The 15,323-nt window shown below is 61.7% G+C and carries 18 protein-coding genes; 10 read left to right on the top strand and 8 right to left on the bottom strand.

The window, feature by feature from the left end:
* Positions 1-141: 141 nt before the first annotated feature.
* Positions 142-2,706: a helix-turn-helix transcriptional regulator gene (locus E1809_RS12280; protein ID WP_133204521.1), complete on the bottom strand. Its 2,565-nt coding sequence runs from the start codon at positions 2,704-2,706 to the stop codon at positions 142-144.
* 610 nt (positions 2,707-3,316) lie between these two features.
* Here E1809_RS12280 and E1809_RS27395 point away from each other — a divergent pair.
* Entirely contained in the window at positions 3,317-3,565 is a 249-nt protein-coding gene (locus E1809_RS27395) for a hypothetical protein (protein ID WP_235835566.1), read from the top strand.
* Between the two features lie 34 nt (positions 3,566-3,599).
* A complete protein-coding gene (locus E1809_RS12285) occupies positions 3,600-4,019 on the top strand; it encodes an excalibur calcium-binding domain-containing protein (protein ID WP_235835567.1) in 420 nt (139 codons plus the stop codon).
* Between the two features lie 62 nt (positions 4,020-4,081).
* Here the strand turns inward: E1809_RS12285 and cspE are convergent, their stop codons facing one another.
* Positions 4,082-4,285: a transcription antiterminator/RNA stability regulator CspE gene (gene cspE, locus E1809_RS12290; protein WP_133204523.1), complete on the bottom strand. Its 204-nt coding sequence runs from the start codon at positions 4,283-4,285 to the stop codon at positions 4,082-4,084.
* A gap of 216 nt (positions 4,286-4,501) precedes the next feature.
* On the opposite strand from cspE, the gene E1809_RS12295 reads away from it, so the two are divergent.
* Positions 4,502-5,257 carry an alpha/beta fold hydrolase gene (locus E1809_RS12295; protein WP_133204524.1) on the top strand — a complete coding sequence of 252 codons (756 nt, stop codon included), beginning with the start codon at positions 4,502-4,504 and terminating at the stop codon, positions 5,255-5,257.
* A gap of 20 nt (positions 5,258-5,277) precedes the next feature.
* Here the strand turns inward: E1809_RS12295 and map are convergent, their stop codons facing one another.
* Positions 5,278-6,048 (bottom strand): type I methionyl aminopeptidase, encoded by a 771-nt coding sequence (gene map / locus E1809_RS12300; protein ID WP_133204525.1) that lies wholly within the window; start codon positions 6,046-6,048, stop codon positions 5,278-5,280.
* 68 nt (positions 6,049-6,116) lie between these two features.
* On the opposite strand from map, the gene E1809_RS12305 reads away from it, so the two are divergent.
* Positions 6,117-6,419: a helix-turn-helix domain-containing protein gene (locus E1809_RS12305; RefSeq protein WP_133204526.1), complete on the top strand. Its 303-nt coding sequence runs from the start codon at positions 6,117-6,119 to the stop codon at positions 6,417-6,419.
* 99 nt (positions 6,420-6,518) lie between these two features.
* Positions 6,519-7,598: a thioredoxin domain-containing protein gene (locus E1809_RS12310; RefSeq protein ID WP_165962288.1), complete on the top strand. Its 1,080-nt coding sequence runs from the start codon at positions 6,519-6,521 to the stop codon at positions 7,596-7,598.
* Positions 7,599-7,625: 27 nt separating this feature from the next.
* Here E1809_RS12310 and E1809_RS12315 read toward each other — a convergent pair whose 3' ends face one another.
* Both E1809_RS12315 and E1809_RS12320 read right to left on the bottom strand, forming a co-directional pair.
* The gene (locus tag E1809_RS12315) at positions 7,626-8,231 is read right to left on the bottom strand and encodes a VOC family protein (RefSeq protein WP_133204528.1); all 606 of its coding nucleotides are present in this window, start codon (positions 8,229-8,231) and stop codon (positions 7,626-7,628) included.
* 197 nt (positions 8,232-8,428) lie between these two features.
* Positions 8,429-8,644, bottom strand: coding sequence for a hypothetical protein (locus E1809_RS12320; protein WP_133204529.1), 216 nt, complete (start codon positions 8,642-8,644; stop codon positions 8,429-8,431).
* 438 nt (positions 8,645-9,082) lie between these two features.
* On the opposite strand from E1809_RS12320, the gene E1809_RS26685 reads away from it, so the two are divergent.
* The gene (locus E1809_RS26685; protein WP_165962290.1) at positions 9,083-9,226 is read left to right on the top strand and encodes a hypothetical protein; all 144 of its coding nucleotides are present in this window, start codon (positions 9,083-9,085) and stop codon (positions 9,224-9,226) included.
* 55 nt (positions 9,227-9,281) lie between these two features.
* Here E1809_RS26685 and E1809_RS12325 read toward each other — a convergent pair whose 3' ends face one another.
* Complete coding sequence (locus tag E1809_RS12325) at positions 9,282-9,572, bottom strand: chorismate mutase (RefSeq protein WP_133204530.1); 291 nt, start codon at positions 9,570-9,572, stop codon at positions 9,282-9,284.
* A 238-nt stretch (positions 9,573-9,810) separates the two neighbouring features.
* Between E1809_RS12325 and E1809_RS26690 the strand changes: the two genes are divergently transcribed.
* Both E1809_RS26690 and E1809_RS12330 read left to right on the top strand, forming a co-directional pair.
* Positions 9,811-9,948, top strand: coding sequence for a hypothetical protein (locus tag E1809_RS26690; protein WP_165962291.1), 138 nt, complete (start codon positions 9,811-9,813; stop codon positions 9,946-9,948).
* A 144-nt stretch (positions 9,949-10,092) separates the two neighbouring features.
* Positions 10,093-10,875 carry a GntR family transcriptional regulator gene (locus E1809_RS12330; protein WP_133204531.1) on the top strand — a complete coding sequence of 261 codons (783 nt, stop codon included), beginning with the start codon at positions 10,093-10,095 and terminating at the stop codon, positions 10,873-10,875.
* 13 nt (positions 10,876-10,888) lie between these two features.
* Here the strand turns inward: E1809_RS12330 and E1809_RS12335 are convergent, their stop codons facing one another.
* On the bottom strand, positions 10,889-11,893 hold the full coding sequence (locus tag E1809_RS12335; protein WP_133204532.1) for a nucleoside hydrolase: 1,005 nt from the start codon (positions 11,891-11,893) through the stop codon (positions 10,889-10,891).
* A gap of 26 nt (positions 11,894-11,919) precedes the next feature.
* Entirely contained in the window at positions 11,920-13,368 is a 1,449-nt protein-coding gene (locus E1809_RS12340) for an MFS transporter (RefSeq protein ID WP_235835568.1), read from the bottom strand.
* A 130-nt stretch (positions 13,369-13,498) separates the two neighbouring features.
* Between E1809_RS12340 and E1809_RS12345 the strand changes: the two genes are divergently transcribed.
* Entirely contained in the window at positions 13,499-14,368 is an 870-nt protein-coding gene (locus E1809_RS12345) for a ribokinase (RefSeq protein ID WP_133204533.1), read from the top strand.
* Complete coding sequence (locus E1809_RS12350) at positions 14,365-14,892, top strand: GNAT family N-acetyltransferase (protein ID WP_133204534.1); 528 nt, start codon at positions 14,365-14,367, stop codon at positions 14,890-14,892. Before E1809_RS12345 ends, E1809_RS12350 begins: the two co-directional genes overlap by 4 nt.
* Positions 14,893-15,323 lie beyond the last annotated feature (431 nt).

Consider the following 15,323-nt stretch of genomic DNA (forward strand, 5'->3'; position numbering starts at 1 on the left):
TGCAACCATGAGGAGACTATGTTCGGCGAGGACCCGTTGAGTGGTGGTTTAACCCCTTTTGAGTGGTAAAAACGCCCCTACTAGGTGGTGAGAAGACCCCACTCACAGATCAGGGTCTGTTTGCACCGCTACGAACCTGCATCAACGGAACGGCAACGAATCACGGACGAGTTCGAACAGGGCGCTTCGAGTCGGGCTGCCCGTCTTCCGGAGTGCGTTGGAAATGTGGTTCTCGACGGTCCTGATGCTGAGCCCTAGATGCTCCGCGATTTCCGGGTTTGTGCGATGGCCGGCCAAGGCAGCTACCTCAATTTCGCGGACAGTCAGCGGTGAGTAGCTGCCCGAATTGAATGCCAGAGGCTCAACGGCCGACGGAAATCGGGCGGAAAACAATAGATAGGCACGTTCCATTGCAGCCGCGCCAATGGAGTCGTCGACGAAGGCGTACCGTTTGAAGGCTCCCCGAAGGAGCATCCGGACGTGGTAGAGATCTGCGTCGGGCTTGTATTTCTTAAGGAGCGTGTCGAGCGACTGGTGGTCTTCCTTCACGACCGTGGCGGCAATTTCCACCAGTTGTTCGTGAGCGGTGATCGAGTGGTCCCGAAGGGCTTCGCGAAGAAGGTCCAGCGTTTTGCGTCCTGGCAGCAAACAGGTCAGAAACAAGGCGGAGTGCGCTGCTTCAAGCACGTAGCCTCGCTGCAGTTGCCGCTTGATCAGATAGGCGGCTTGCCGATCGAAGACAGCGGGAACGAGCGGCCGTCCCGCGACCAGGTTGTAGACGCCCTTTCCCATTCCAGGTAGCGGACCGGCTTCTTCAGTTTGGCGCCGTGCCTGCGTAGCCAGCGTAATGGTGGGCTCGATGGTCGACGCGGCTGTCCTGAGTCCGGCAAGCCTAAGCATTGCGTCGTACAGGGAGTCCATCAGGAAGCCCGGCCGCCCCATGGCAAAGACGCTGCCCATCAAGTAGTCGGCCTCGTCCAAATAGCCGCCATATGAAAGGGCGTGGGCGGCTACATAGGTGCTTGACACCACCCCGAATTGGTCGAGATCGCGCCGCGCCTCCGCGCGTTTGTCGAGCGCCAGGACGACTGCTTCCTCGAACCTGCCCAGACTGAACATGGCCATTCCACGGATGAATGGTTCGATTCCGGGATTGATTCCTGGATCACGCGAAGATTCGAGGGCGGCGAGCGCTCCATTGGGATTGAAACGGTAGAGCTCCAGAATTGCTTGGACGCTCGCGATGACGCTGCTTCCAGGCCTGCGCTCGTGGAGTCGCTCGAGGACCTGGTCAAGGTCCTGCGGCATCTTGTCGTAGGAGGCGTTGATGAATAGTTCAAAGGCGTCGGCTTCCGCCGAGCGTCGGGGATGCTCCTTGGCGAAGCTCCTAAGCACCGCGGCTGCCTGGTCCAGGCCTTTACCGGAGTAAATGGCCCAAAGTGCTTTTGAGACCGCGAAGAACAAGAGTTCGCCCGAGTCACCATCTGCCGTGGGCGTGCTCGCCAGAACTTGCTCAATCCGCGACGCATCAATCGGTGAGCCCCAATAGACCCGCAGCAAGGCGGCCGCATTCGATACCGATTTGTCGGCATCCCACAGTTCGAAGCGGTGCCGTTCCAAAATGGCGGTTTGTTCGTGAAAGTGACGAGCAGTGGCTGCGTCCCCGGAGCTCCGTTCGACACGGAGTGCGGCCAGGACGCGCGTGAGTGAATCACCGGAGCTTGCGCTCGCGTTGGACTCCTGCGGCTCGGCACTCAGGGTGCGCGTGATTCGGTTGGCCAGCACACGTCGCGTAGTAAGCATCCGCTCGCCCCGGAAGTAGTCGGAGATGACCGGAGGCGTGATGGCGAGCGATATGTCGTTGTGCGCGCTATCGATCGCGGAAATGAAGCCGCGCTGTTCCAGCCGGTCCAAGACATCCGGCTTGATGACCTGTTGAAGGACATCGATTGAGGCAGTCCCTGCTATCGCCATGGTCTGCAGCCCTGTTAGTTCGTCTGCTTCGAGTCCTTCAAGCAGGGACTCAACGGTGCTGTAAAGGTGCTCATTCCACAAGGTGTCGTTGGTCATGTGCCATTGACCGTCCCGGCGGGCAAGGAGTCCGCTCAATGCCGCGGTCTCGGCGATACGGACTATGAGCCTCGGGTTCCCGGCGGACTTTGCAAGGATCCGTGCTGTGGCATCAGCGTCGGCCGGGGTGCCAAGGACCTCGGTGATGAGCTCGTTGACTTGCTCATACCGCAATGGGTTCAGGTGCACCCTGGCTTCCGGACCGAGGCCTAGGAGGGGAACGCGCCCCTTGGTGTAAAGGGACGACTCGGTCATAGTGACGATCATGGGGCGCCGTGTTCGTCGCCGGACAGCGTCAAGGACAGCGATGGACTCAGGGTCTACGTATTCGAGATCGTCGACGACGAGGACACGCTCTCCTGGCTTGGTCAGGCGACTGGCCAGGACGTCGGCCACGCCGAGCACTCCCAATTGGCCAACGCGAATATCCTGGCCCAGGCTGTGAATTCCACCGAAAGGCACCCTTCGGTGTGAGCGCAGTCCGGAAATCGAATATACAGTGACCCCGCCTTTTTCGAACTCGGCGATGACTTTCTGCGTTATGGTGGTGCGTCCGCCGCCAGGAGCCGCAACTATTCGAACCGCCATTCCGCGAGCGATGTATTCCAGTGTTCGCCGAACTTCCTGTTCGAACACGATCCAACTTCCTTCGATGGGCTAAACCAGCAGTCCCCGGACCCTGGGTGGTGCCATGTCCAGACGATTCGACTGAGCCCCGCCCAAAGCTGAGCGTTGGCGGACGGATATCCCAAGCAATGCCGCAGATTCCCCCAGGGCCCGCACACGGACCTCTTCCACGGGGAACTGTAAGAGGTCTTTTCGGGCTCCAGGGGCGTAAATGGCCAATCTAGGTGTGCCCGGTCATGCATCTAGGTGTGCTGACGTGGGGTTTTGCTTCCCGTCTAGGTGTGAGGAGGAGCCATCTAGGTGTATTTCCCGGAAAACACCTAGTTGGGGTTGGGGTGGCGGCAGAAGCGATCCTCGAGTGGATCCGGGTTGGTGGTCTCATGCTTCGACGCTACGGGGACCGAGTGCCGGGCTCTAGGTCCGACTTCTTGCATGTGGATATTTGTTCGAATATATTTTTCTTGACTAGAAGATACTTTCGAAGATGCATGAAGGGAACGAACAGTCAACGGACCATCGCAAGTATGTGGATAACACTTCCTTCCGCAGGATTCCTGGTGCTACGATCTGCGATGTTTGCATCAAAATAAAATATTCATGGGGGGCAATAAATGAATACATGCGCGCCAAAAAACCGGGTCAAAAAAGCGTTTCAAGCATTTCCAAGAACGCGCAAGGATATGTTCCGGATTTTCACCGTCATTGCATCCGGGTCTGTGGCGATCTCGCTGGCTGCGTGTGGCGGAGCCGGCACAACACACACCAACGCAGCCGCCGTGCAATCGACTTCGGCGTCCGCATCGCCAACACCCACTCCTTCGGCTACACCAACACCGACAGCACCGAAATCAACATCCTGCTTAACTGAAAACGCAACGGAGAGCTACCCTCCGAAGGAATTCGTGTGCACGAAGACCGATGCCGGCGCTTTGGTTTGGATGGAACGGTCCGAATCCAAGAAAGTCACCGATGCACGAGCGGCCGCACAAGCCGCCGCGGCAAAGGCAGCGGCAGATAAAGCGGCGGCGGACAAAGCAGCTGCAGATAGGGCGGTAGCAGAACAGGCCGCAGCAGCCAAGGCAGCAGCAGATGCCGCGGCTGCGCAAGCGGCCGCTCAGGCAGCCGCGCAAGCCGCTGCGGCACAAGCCGCCCAAGAAGCCGCCGCACGAGCTGCAGCACAGCAGCCGGCCGCACCGCCGTCGTCGGTCTACTACGCGAACTGTACAGCTGCGCGAGCTGCCGGGGCGGCGCCTATCTATCGAGGTCAGCCGGGCTATCGGGCCGCTTTGGACAGGGACAACGACGGCATAGCCTGCGAATAGCAGGCAAGACAAAAACAGGGCCGGTTCAAACGAACCGGCCCTGCTTTCGTGTAATCCGAAGCTTAGAGAGCCTGGATGTTTACTGCCTGGGGACCCTTGGGGCCCTGCTCGACGTCGAAGGAAACCTTCTGGTTCTCTTCGAGGGAGCGGTAGCCCGACGAGTTGATTGCGGAGTAGTGAGCGAAAACGTCCTGGCTGCCATCTTCCGGGGAGATGAAGCCGAAGCCCTTTTCAGAGTTGAACCACTTGACGATACCTGTAGCCATTTTTTCAGTTTCCTTACTGAAGGTGGAGGTTTGCCCCGACTGTCGGGCCTCCGTTGTGGGGTGTTCTCCACCGTTACTTCAGAAGGTCGCGGTTGATGAACCGCGGGAACTGCCTGAACTACCAAATGCCAAACACAACAACAGCCACAATCATACAGGGGTGTGGGCTTTTGGCTAGTATTTAGCGGAATTCTTCGTTAGGCGTACAGTTCTGCCATGGAGTGGATCCGGGTCATTCTCCTTCCAGGGAGCGTGCTTCCTGCTCAACCTGCCTATGGCGCGCTGATCGAAGCGCTGGGGCCCGACGTCGACGCCGTCGCCAAGGACCTGGAGCTCTACGCCAGCGATGCGCCGCCGCCCGGATGGAGCCTGGATACCGAGATCGACGGGGTCCTTCGCGAGGCCGACTCGCGAGGCTGGGAAACGTTCCATCTGCTCGGTTACTCAGGTGGCGGCGCGGCGGCCCTTGCGTTCACTGCCAAGCATCCCGAACGCCTCCAAAGCCTCACGCTCTTGGAGGCGGCGTGGGCGGGCGACTGGGACTGGAGCCCGGCGCATGCCGAACTCTGGAAGGAATACGAGGCGCTCGAGTCCCTCCCGCCTGCACAGTTCATGGCCGCTTTCATAAGGCTGGGAGTGAAGCCCGACGTCGTCCTTCCGCCACCGCCCGAAGGCGGACCGCCGCCGTGGATGGCAAAGCGGCCGGCAGGAATCCGGGCGTTCCTGAACGATTTCAAGGTCTATGACCTCGACAAGGAGCGCCTCGCTGCTTTCGGACGACCCGTATTGTTTGTCCTCGGCGGGCTGAGCAACCCGGATGACTATGGTGAGGTCGCCGAGCGGCTGTCCACTGTATTTCCTGATTTCAGGCTTGAAGTCTTTCCGGACCGCCACCACTTCGATCCCCCGCACCGGATCGAGCCCGACCGGTTGGCTGCCATGCTTCGAGAGCACTGGGAACGGGCAACGTAGCGTTGGGACGGTAGGAGCGACTAGCTCGGCAGAGTGAGGATCTCTGCTCCGTCGTTGGTAATCGCGATGGTGTGCTCACTGTGCGCTGTCAGGCAGCCTGTGGCGCTTCGAAGGGTCCAGCCGTCGGGATCCGTCACGAGTTGAGCCGTGTTTGCCATAACCCACGGCTCCAATGCCAGCAAAAGGCCTGGCCGAAGCTCAAAGCCGCGCCCCGGGCGGCCAGTATTCGGAACATGCGGCTCCTGGTGCATCGTTGAGCCGAGCCCATGGCCGCCAAATTCGGTGTTGATGGGATAGCCCGCATCGCTAAGCACCGTGCCGATGGCATAGGAGATGTCTCCTATGCGGGCTCCGGGACCCGCCACCGCTATACCTGCGCGCAAGGCACGCTCAGTAGCCTCGATCATCGCAGCGCTTTCCGGGAGTTTCGAGTCGCCCACGATGAAGGTGATCGCGGAGTCTGCCACGACTCCGTCTTTGGATACTGCGAGGTCAAGGGTGAGGAGGTCGCCGTCGTTAAGGGAGTAGTCGTAGGGCAGGCCATGAAGCACGGCGTCGTTGACGGAAGTGCAGATGTAATGGCCGAATGGTCCGCGTCCGAATGACGGCGCGTAGTCCACGTAGCAGGACACCCCGCCGGCGTCGACGATCATTTCCCGTGCCCAGCGGTCGACGTCCAGGAGGTTGGTTCCAACTTGGACACGGCCCTTCAGCGTGTACAGGATGTCAGCAACCAGCGCACCAGATGACTTTGCGCAGCGCAGCTCGGTAGGGTTCAGGATCTCGATCATGCGGCGCCTCTTCCATGCGCTTCGAATAACTATCCCGGTAATAGTATCCCGGTATTAGAATCGGAGCCATGGTCAGGTTGCCGCTCACTCCCGCAGACGTCGAACGCGGACAGCGCCTTGGTGCCCTGTTGCGTCGCGCCAGGGGCGAGCGCTCAATGCTCGATACCGCGCTCGATGCCCGCGTTTCGCCAGAGACCCTCCGGAAGATCGAGTCCGGCCGGGTGGCGACCCCGGCTTTTCCGACCATCGCAGCGATCGCCGATGTCCTCGGCATCTCCCTCGATGAAGTGTGGGCCGAAATCAACCGGCCAATGGGCGGCACCACGCCGAGCATCCCGGATGACAGCCCTCGGGAGCGGCTGGCTTCCTAGATCCGGACGGTGCGTCCTCCCGTTGGCAGAGCATTCAAGACTATGCTCGTGACCACGTGGGGGACGTGGGGCTCCTGCGCACCGGAAGGAGCACTTCGGATGAGCAATTATCAGCAGCCCGATCCGCGCCCGTGGCCGCCTCCGCAGCCGGAATCCGCGGACAAGCAACGCAGCCCGTGGACGGACACCTGGCAGGGCTATCCTCCACCGGCCCAGACACCTCAACGCACCGAGCCTCTGGCCATCGCGTCTCTCATCTGCGCTGTGGTCGTCAACGTACTCGGTATCGTTTTCGGGCACATTGCCCTCGCCCGCATAAGGCGCAGTGGCGACGGCGGTCGGGGGCTCGCCGTCGCGGGCTTGGTGATCGGCTACACCAGCTTCGTTATTGCCGCCTTGGCCGGCACGCTCGTCTTCGTTCTCATTGCCTCCGGAGTCACGACGAACGCGACACAATGGACCGGAACCAGTCCAAGCCGCCTCCCCGACCAGGGTCCGAGCCCAGCCAACATGAACGCCAACGGCGGGATAGTCCTGGGTGCCGGCGGCAGCGTGGTTCCTGCACCGGCGTCGAACATCGACACCACGACGCTACCCTCGCCGGACCCGGCCGCGCCCACGTTTGGCAACCCGAACGCACCGGGGATCCAGGCGGCACCGAAAGGACAGCCCGCCAAAGTCGTCGTGTACATCGACTTTGCCTGCCCGGCATGCGCCAACTTTCACGACACTAACGGACCTGCCCTCGACTTGTTGCGCAATCAGGGAAAGATCACTCTGGAATACCGGCCGGTCAATTTCCTCGACGACCGCTCTACCACGAGGTATTCGTCCCGGGCATCGGCGGCAGCAGCTTGTGTCGCCAACTCGCATCCGGACAAATTTGCCGCGTTCGTAGACCAGTTGTACGCCCACCAACCGGTAGAGGGACCCGCAGGCTTAAGCAATCAACAGCTGAAATCGCTTGCATCGGGAGCCGGCGCCGATGTGGCCACGTGTATCGACGGCGGCACTTATCTCGCGTGGGCACGATACTCAGGCAGGCTGGCATTGGACAGTGGGATCAACGGAACCCCGACGGCCTACGTGGACGGCAATCGATGGGGCGACGGCACGTCCACCGGGATGAGCTTCCTCCAGTTCCTGCAGGCCGACCTCACTTCACGGGAGGTTAACTGAACAATTGCCGAGATCGCAGATCCTGAGCTATGCGGCCTCCCACGCGAATCCGTCGGGATCCGTGAACGGGCCGGCCGGGCTGCCGATCGCGATACGGTGCGATCCGCCGCCGTCGGGAGCTACACCCGCATCTTTGGCGAGGGCACGGCGGGCGTAAAGGCCCAACTGAACCGGGCTGGACGGCATGTTGAACTCGACGTACTTACCGAAGCTCTTTCCAACGGTGAGCCCACGGTCGACGTAGAACTTCTTGCTTGCAGTCACGTCCGCGGCCGCCATGAGGAGGACGAGTTTTTCGATCTCGCGCGTTGCTGGCCCTGTGTCCTTTTTGGCTGACGTCGCGGCTTTCCAGATCGCGCCGTCCGGAGCCTGCACCACGCCTCCGTAGCCCCACAGAGATTTCTGAACAGGCTTGAGGGTGGTGGCTCCGGCCGCTACGGCGGAGTCGATCAGGCTGCTGACCGTAGAGGGTTGCGAGACAACGAGCGAGAGGGTGTATCCGCGGAATCCGGTTGTCGGGGCGTCAGCCGCGCGTACCCGCACGAGCTCGCCCAATCCGAAAGCGGCATCATAGAAATCGGCCGCCGCCGCGGGGTCCTGTACTTCGAGGGTGACTGAATCGATGGAGGTCATGACATGTCCTTCAATAGGTTTGGATAGGTTTCGTACTTTTGACTCTAGGCACGGGGCGCTTTGATCGCTTCTCCGATCCTGACCGATCCATTCCCTCCTTGAATTGCCAGGCGTAAGGTTCTGCCACAGCGTCGAAGGGAGGTGCGAGCCGCAGATGGCTGGCGGCCGGAGGCGGGCCTGCCGTGGTTGACGGGGAACTACTCCGCGCTCATCGAGGGTGTGGGCGTTGATGCCGAGTTTGTTGCGGGGTGCGTGGCCGGGCGGTGAAGGTCGGAGACCGCATCTGCCTTCACCCAGCTGTTGACAAGGAAGAAATCAACGACGGCGTCGGCACTTACGACGGCGAGGAAAATCCATCCGGGCGCCCCCGACACAAAGATCCAGATTCCGACTCCCATAATGGCCGCGGCCATCCCATAGTTGTAAGCGCGTCGTCGCGGGGTTGCCCTTCGCACGTCACCCAGTTCACGCAGATACTTCAGGACGATAATCCCTCCTCTGCGTTCCACGAGCATGCAAAGTGTGCGTGCACGGAAGGCTACAGAGGGAATTACTGCCGGGGTTTTCGAAACCTCGAATTAGGTGCTGGATAAGGCCAATTTGAGTGGTGGTTACGCGCTTGATGAGTGCTCAGGGCACAAGGACTACCCAACATTTCCTTCTTCTGGCGTTGGGTCCGATTGCGTAGCCGACCGGTGAGGAGCCTGCAACGCCAGACTGCCAACAAGCGCTGCGACGCCGGACGGAAGCAAATGCGCCCAAAATGGCCAGGTCGAATCGGAAGCCAAAACGATAAGGATCGCCAACGTGATGGCTCCGGTGATTCCCGCAGCAACGACTCTTTCCATGTCGTGTGGAACTCTGATGACCTGAGCAATTCCGAGGATCAAGGCGGCGTTGACGAAGCCCACGGCAGTGCCAAACAGCGCTCCGCCAAGCCCGGCAAGGACCAGCAAACCGGGTTCGCTGGTACCGCTGAAGAAGAGAACCCCTAACGCGTAAATGCAGCCGAACGCTGCCCCGAGGAATACTCCCCTGGTGAGTGACTGTTCAACGCTGACCGCGATGCACGCCGAGTTCCAAGTCAATGAATCCTGCGATCAATGCGCGATACGCAGCCTCAACGACATCTGCTGAAGCGCTCGCTTCTTCAGCGAGGGCTCGGACCTTGAAGATCACTCTCTCCACGCGGTCCGGAGCTTTGACTGCGTCCTCGTCCTGGCCCTTCTTGATCCTGCCTGCCTGAATCACCCATTTCTGGCGCTCAGCAATCAGCGCGACGATCCGACGATCCAGCTCGTCAATTTCGTTCCTAATAGTTTCAATTTCGAGATCAGCCATGAGGAAATACTAAAACGTCTTGAATTTACCCGCAGGTCTAGGCGACAGGAGGGTGACACCTACCCGATCTCGCAAGGGCTGCCACGATGGGCGAAAATGTCCGGGCCGCACTCTAGAATGCACAGAAGCAAGCCCCCACCGCGGTGAAGGACCTGATGGACTACTACGCAATCAGTTCGCTGCGTGACAACCACGCAGGTTGGTCATTGCTGCGAGCGCAAAACGCCCCTCTGGCTTCATGGCGGCTTTTACTGGCCCGAATCAGCGCAATATTCCGCGCCAGCAGCTCATCGACATCCTGGATGACGTGCTTTTCGGACTGCGGGACTCCCTCGGCGAGGACTCCAGTCGCGGGTGCATCACGACGCAATCCTAGCTGTCACCACCGACAACCAATCGAGCACCCAAGAACACCGGAACCTCTCGCGTAATTCGCCCCCCCAAAGTCCCACCTTGTCCAACAAGCCCGTACAACTTGCTACGCTGGATTTCTCCCCAAGACCGCAAAGCGAGGCATATCGTGCACGAGGACGCCGTCCGGTTCCTGTCCCAGCCGGTGGAGGCCCAGCCCGGCTCACCGCTTCGGGTGGTCGTTTACTCACGGATCGCCGAAGCCATCCGCAACAACTTGCTGCACCCCGGCTCCATGCTTCCCACCGAAACGGAGCTCGGCACGGACATGAAGGTCAGCCGCACGGTGGTCCGCGAAGCGCTGATGCTGCTCGAGGAGGACGGCCTCATCCGGGCGCGGCGCGGCGTCGGGCGTTTCGTCTCGGATACCCTCCCCCGCATCGGCATCGAACGCATCCGACCCTTCGAGGAAGTTCTCGGCGGTCCCGGGAAAAAACTGGAAATCAAACGCACCCAGGTCGTGAAGCAACCGGCGTCCGAATTCTCGGCCCCTGGTGTCGGCGTCAACCCCGGGGAGGATTGCTGGCTCTGGGAGTCGGTCCTGATCAGGGACGGCGAGCCGATCGCGCAATTGCAGGAGAACATCTCCGCCCTCCCGGTCAGCTTCGCCGGCGGTCCCGCCGCGCCGTTGGAAATCGACGACGACGGCGGCACCACCTTGCTTGCCGCGCTCAACAAAGCGGCGGGCCGCAGTTTGGGGCCGGGTGAGTGCCAAATCGGCCTGAGCCAGGTAGGCCCGAGCCGCGCCAAGTTGTTGGACCTGCGCGCCTCGGACCCCGTCCTCGTCCTGACCCAGTACGTCCGGCACGCAAACCGGCCCTTCTACCTGGCCAAATGCCTCATCGCCGACCGCGCCGGTCACCTCTCGGTGATGCAGACGCTCCAGTCCTGAGCACCCAAAGCCGTCAGGCGACAGTCGCAGCCAACCCGAGCTCCGCCGTCGTACTTTCTGCCGAAAACGACAGCAGCGTCTCCACCAGGTGCGGGGCGAAGTCGTCGGTGAGGGATAGTACAACGCGGCAGCGCGCGCCGGGTTGCTCCGGGTAGTCCATGTACAGTCCGCGCAGTTCGCAGATGGTTTGGCCGCGGCCGGGACCGGAACTGGTGTCGACTTCGACGCGCACCACCGGTGCGACCGCCGCGGAAACGGCACCGACGGCGAGCGCCGCGGCAAGGGGGTCGTGCATGGCGGAGCACGCGCGGCCGTAAATGCCTTCATAGAAGCGGAAGTAATAGCCGAGCATCTCCCCCAGCGCTAGCGGCACGGCCTCCGTCGAAGCGAGCAGTTCTTGCCTGTGGCTCTCCTCCAGGACGTTGGCCATGGTGACGTCGAGCGGCACGAGGGTGATCTTCCAGTCCGCGGATAGCACGACAGCGGCCGCTTCGGGGTCGTTGGCGATGTTCGCCTCGGCCACGCGGGTGATGTTTCCGGGGGCCAAGGCAGCCCCGCCCATGATAGTGATCTCGTCCACAAGCTGCGGCAGTTCGGGGTCGAGGCGCAGGGCTTCGGCAATGTTTGTCAAAGGCCCGATGGCGAGGACCTTGAGCGTGCCGGGGTGCTCGTGCGCGAGCCGGACCAGCATCTCCGGTGCGGTTTCGGGCGCAAGTGCGGCAGCCGCCGTCGTGAGCGAAACCTCTCCGATTCCGTTAGTGCCGTGTACGTGCGGCGCTCCGCCTTGGAAGGATCCGGCGAGGGGATCGTGGGAGCCGAGCGCGACGGGGATGTGCGCGTGACCGGCGAGTTGGAGGAGGTCGAGCGTGTTGCGGGCCCCGACGGCGGCGCTGACGTTACCGCTGACGCTGCCGATTCCGCGCACGTCGGCATGTGGCGAGGCGAGCAGGTAGGCGAGGGCGAGGGCGTCGTCGATTCCGGTATCGCAGTCGAGGTAGAACGGGGCGGGCGTGGTCATGGTTCTCATTTCGGTTGGTGGAGGGATTAGAGGGTTTCGCCCTTGGGGGCGGCGACGAAGAGGCTGACGATGAACGCGACGGCGGTGATCGCCACTGAGATCCAGAGGGCGGTGGCGTAACCGACTGAGGTCGCTTGGGCGGCGAACGGCGCAACGATCACGACGCCGAGACTCGCCCCGATGCCGAAGCCCGCACCGTTGATGCCGGGCAGGGCAGCCGGTGCCTCCTTCGGCGAGAGGAGCACCGAGAGTCCATTGATGGCGGTGAGGAAGAAGCCGTTGTAGAAGATGCCGAGGGACGCGACGGCGACCATCACCGCGATCTGGTTGCTTGAGAAGGTGGCTGCGACGATTGCGCTGAGAAGGCTGAGTGCGGTGCCGGCGCGGAGGGTCTTGATCCAGCCGCGGCGGTCGGCGAGCCAGCCGGCGAGCGGGGCGGCGAAGACGCCGATGAGGGCCGCCGGGGTGAGGAACAGGAGGGCGGAGAGCGATGCGCTGAGTCCGAAGCCATCGTGGGTGTCCTGGCTGAGCAGCACCACGGTGAAGTTGATGATGGCGAAGATGCCCGCGAGGGTGAGGACCGTGGTGGCGATGACAGGCCAGACCTGCCGGGAGCGCAGATGGTGGACGGCGATGAGCGGGTTGCGGCGTCGCTTCTCGATCATCCAGAAGGCAACGAAGGATGCGACCGTGCCGGCGAGCAGGGCGAGGGTGCTCGGAGCGGCCCATCCGGCGGCTGAACCGTCGGACACGAAGTAGGTGATGAAGACGAGGAATACCGAGAGCGAACCTGCGCCCCACCAGTCCATCGCGCCACGGATACCCTGCGGTTTGCCCTTGGGAACGGTCTTGAGGATGCAGCCCGCGGCGATGATCGTGAGCACCAGTACAACGACGAAGATGGAGCGGAAGCCGAGCGTCTCGGACATCAGGCCGCCGAAGTAGCCGTCGACGCCACCGATTCCGCCGTTGATCGCGGCGATGATGCCGACGGAGGTACCGAAGACGCTCGGCTGGAGGTTTTCGCTGAGCACGATGTAGGCGAGGGCGAAGACCGCGCTCGATACACCCTGGAGGAAACGTCCCGCGATAAGGACGGGCAGGGTGGGTGCCGCGATGCAGAGAATGGTGCCGACGGCCATGATCCCGAGCACGAGCAGCAGTGCGGTGCGGCGGCCGATGAAGTCGCTCCACCTGCCGATCACGGGACCCGCGATGGCGCCTGCGAGGAAGAACATGGACTGGACCGGGGCGGCACTGTCGGCGCCCAGGCCGAAGCTCGCGGCGATGTGCGGGAGAGCCGGGGTGACCATGCTGGCGTTGAGCTGGAAGGACAGCACGCCGAGGAGCAGTGCGGAGATGAGCATCGCGGCGCGGCGGCCGCCGAGCTTGCTTTCGGCTGATTCGCCGGTGACCGCGGGATCGCCGACGACGGCGGATGGCGGCGTTGTTGTGACGCTTGCTGGGGTGTTCACATCAAACTCCTTTGTTCTGCAGGCACGTCCTGCCGTTGGGATGTGAGTTGTTATACAACCATGTATGACGCACAAGTACAACCATCCCGTACACTATTTCCTCATCAGCCCTCTTTCGTTAGGACTTCCCATGAGCACTCGACTTCCTGCCGTCACCGTGGTCGGCAGCATCAACCTCGACATCATCGCCACCGCAGACAGGCTTCCGACCGCCGGGGAAACCATCGGCAGCGGCGTTCTCAGCCAGCAACCTGGCGGCAAGGGAGCGAACCAGGCGGTCGCTGCCGCGCGGCTTGGTGGAACTGCCCGGATGATCGGGGCCGTTGGCTCTGATTCCCAAGGTGGCGTGATGCTCTCGGCGCTGTCGTCTGCGGGCGTGGATGTTTCGGACGTTGCGGTGCTGGATGGCGCCGCGACCGGAACCGCGCTGATCGTGGTGGATCACGACGGCGAGAACCAGATCGTCGTGTGCCCCGGGGCGAACTCGGGGTTTGCCTTGGATGGCATTTCTTTTGCTCCTGAGGAGACCGTGCTCTGCCAGCTCGAGGTCGGGCTGCCCGTGGTGCTGGAGGTTGCGCGTCGCGCTACGGGATTCTTCGTGCTGAACGCGGCGCCTGCAATGGATTTGCCGGCGGAACTGTTGGAGCGCTGCGACTTGGTGATCGTCAATGAGACCGAGTACGAGCTGATCACTTCTTTGACTGGCGCGAAGTTGGTGGCGGTGACTTATGGTGCTGCCGGCTCGGCGATGTTTGAGCACGGAGTGCGGGTTGCTGAGGCGCATTCGGTTTCAGTGACCGTGGCGAATACGATCGGCGCGGGAGATGCGTTCTGCGCTGGTTTGGTGTTGGCGCTGCGGTCGGGGCTTTCTTATGGGGATGCGCTGGCTGTGGCCAATCTGGTCGGCGCCGATGCCGTGGCGGATCCGTCGTCCCAACCGGCATTGGGTTCGCTGGATTCGTATGTTGCTCGTGTGGTTTCGGCTGGGGTTGGGCTGTGAACTTCGTTTTCAGACGCGCTTCGGCGGCCGATTTCCCGGAGGTTCGGAGGGTCACTCGGGAGGCCTATGTGCAGGCGGGCCACTTCACGGCCGACCACCCTTACATGGGTGTCTTGGACGATGTGGAACACCGGGCAGAGCACGCCGAGGTGTGGGTGGCCAAGTCAGCAGGCGCAGTGGTGGCGGCAGTGACATTGACCTTCAGGGGCCAGCCATACAGCGAGATCGCGCTGGAGAATGAGCTCGAGTTCCGGATGCTAGCGGTGGATCCCTCCCTGCAAGGGTCGGGTGTCGGGCGGGCCGTCGTTCGATCCATCATTGAGCATGCTCAGCGGTTGCCTGGAATACGTGCGATCAGCCTGACGAGCGCGACGTTCATGGAACGGGCGCATTCGCTTTATCGGTCTCTTGGTTTCCGGCGGGCGCCGGAGCGCGATTGGTATGTGCCGGGTGAGGACGAGTTGCTGTGGGTGTTCCGTTTGGAGTTGGAGGGGGCTGCCTGCGACCGAAGCGCACCCAACTAAGTGTTTAAGCACTTTTGCCCCTAGACGAGAACATTTTCACACCTAGATTGGCCGTTTTCACACCTAGATCCGACAGTCTCACACCCAAGCGGAGGCTGCTGGCCGTATTTTTCACTTGGGTAGAGGAAGGCAGAACTGACTGCCGAAACCAAAACCCGCCGAAAAATGGGCAGCATTCAAAGCGGAGCCGCTCTGATTGCCGGCCGCAATGTCTAACCAATTGGGGAGTTAGTGTGAAATATCAAGCAGTGCCGGGAGGGACAGGAACATTGACGTCCAAGCCTAAGTTCCTCACTCCAAGGACCCTGTGGGGACGCCTGTACGTTTACGTCGCCTCAGTGGGCGGGATGTGGTCAGGTCAATGGTTGGTCTACTGGGCCACGTCGGGCTGGACACCCAAACCTACACTGGCGAGCCTGGTGTCGTTCAGC

It is taken from the genome of Arthrobacter terricola, from assembly GCF_004354015.1.
Lineage (GTDB): Bacteria > Actinomycetota > Actinomycetes > Actinomycetales > Micrococcaceae > Arthrobacter > Arthrobacter terricola.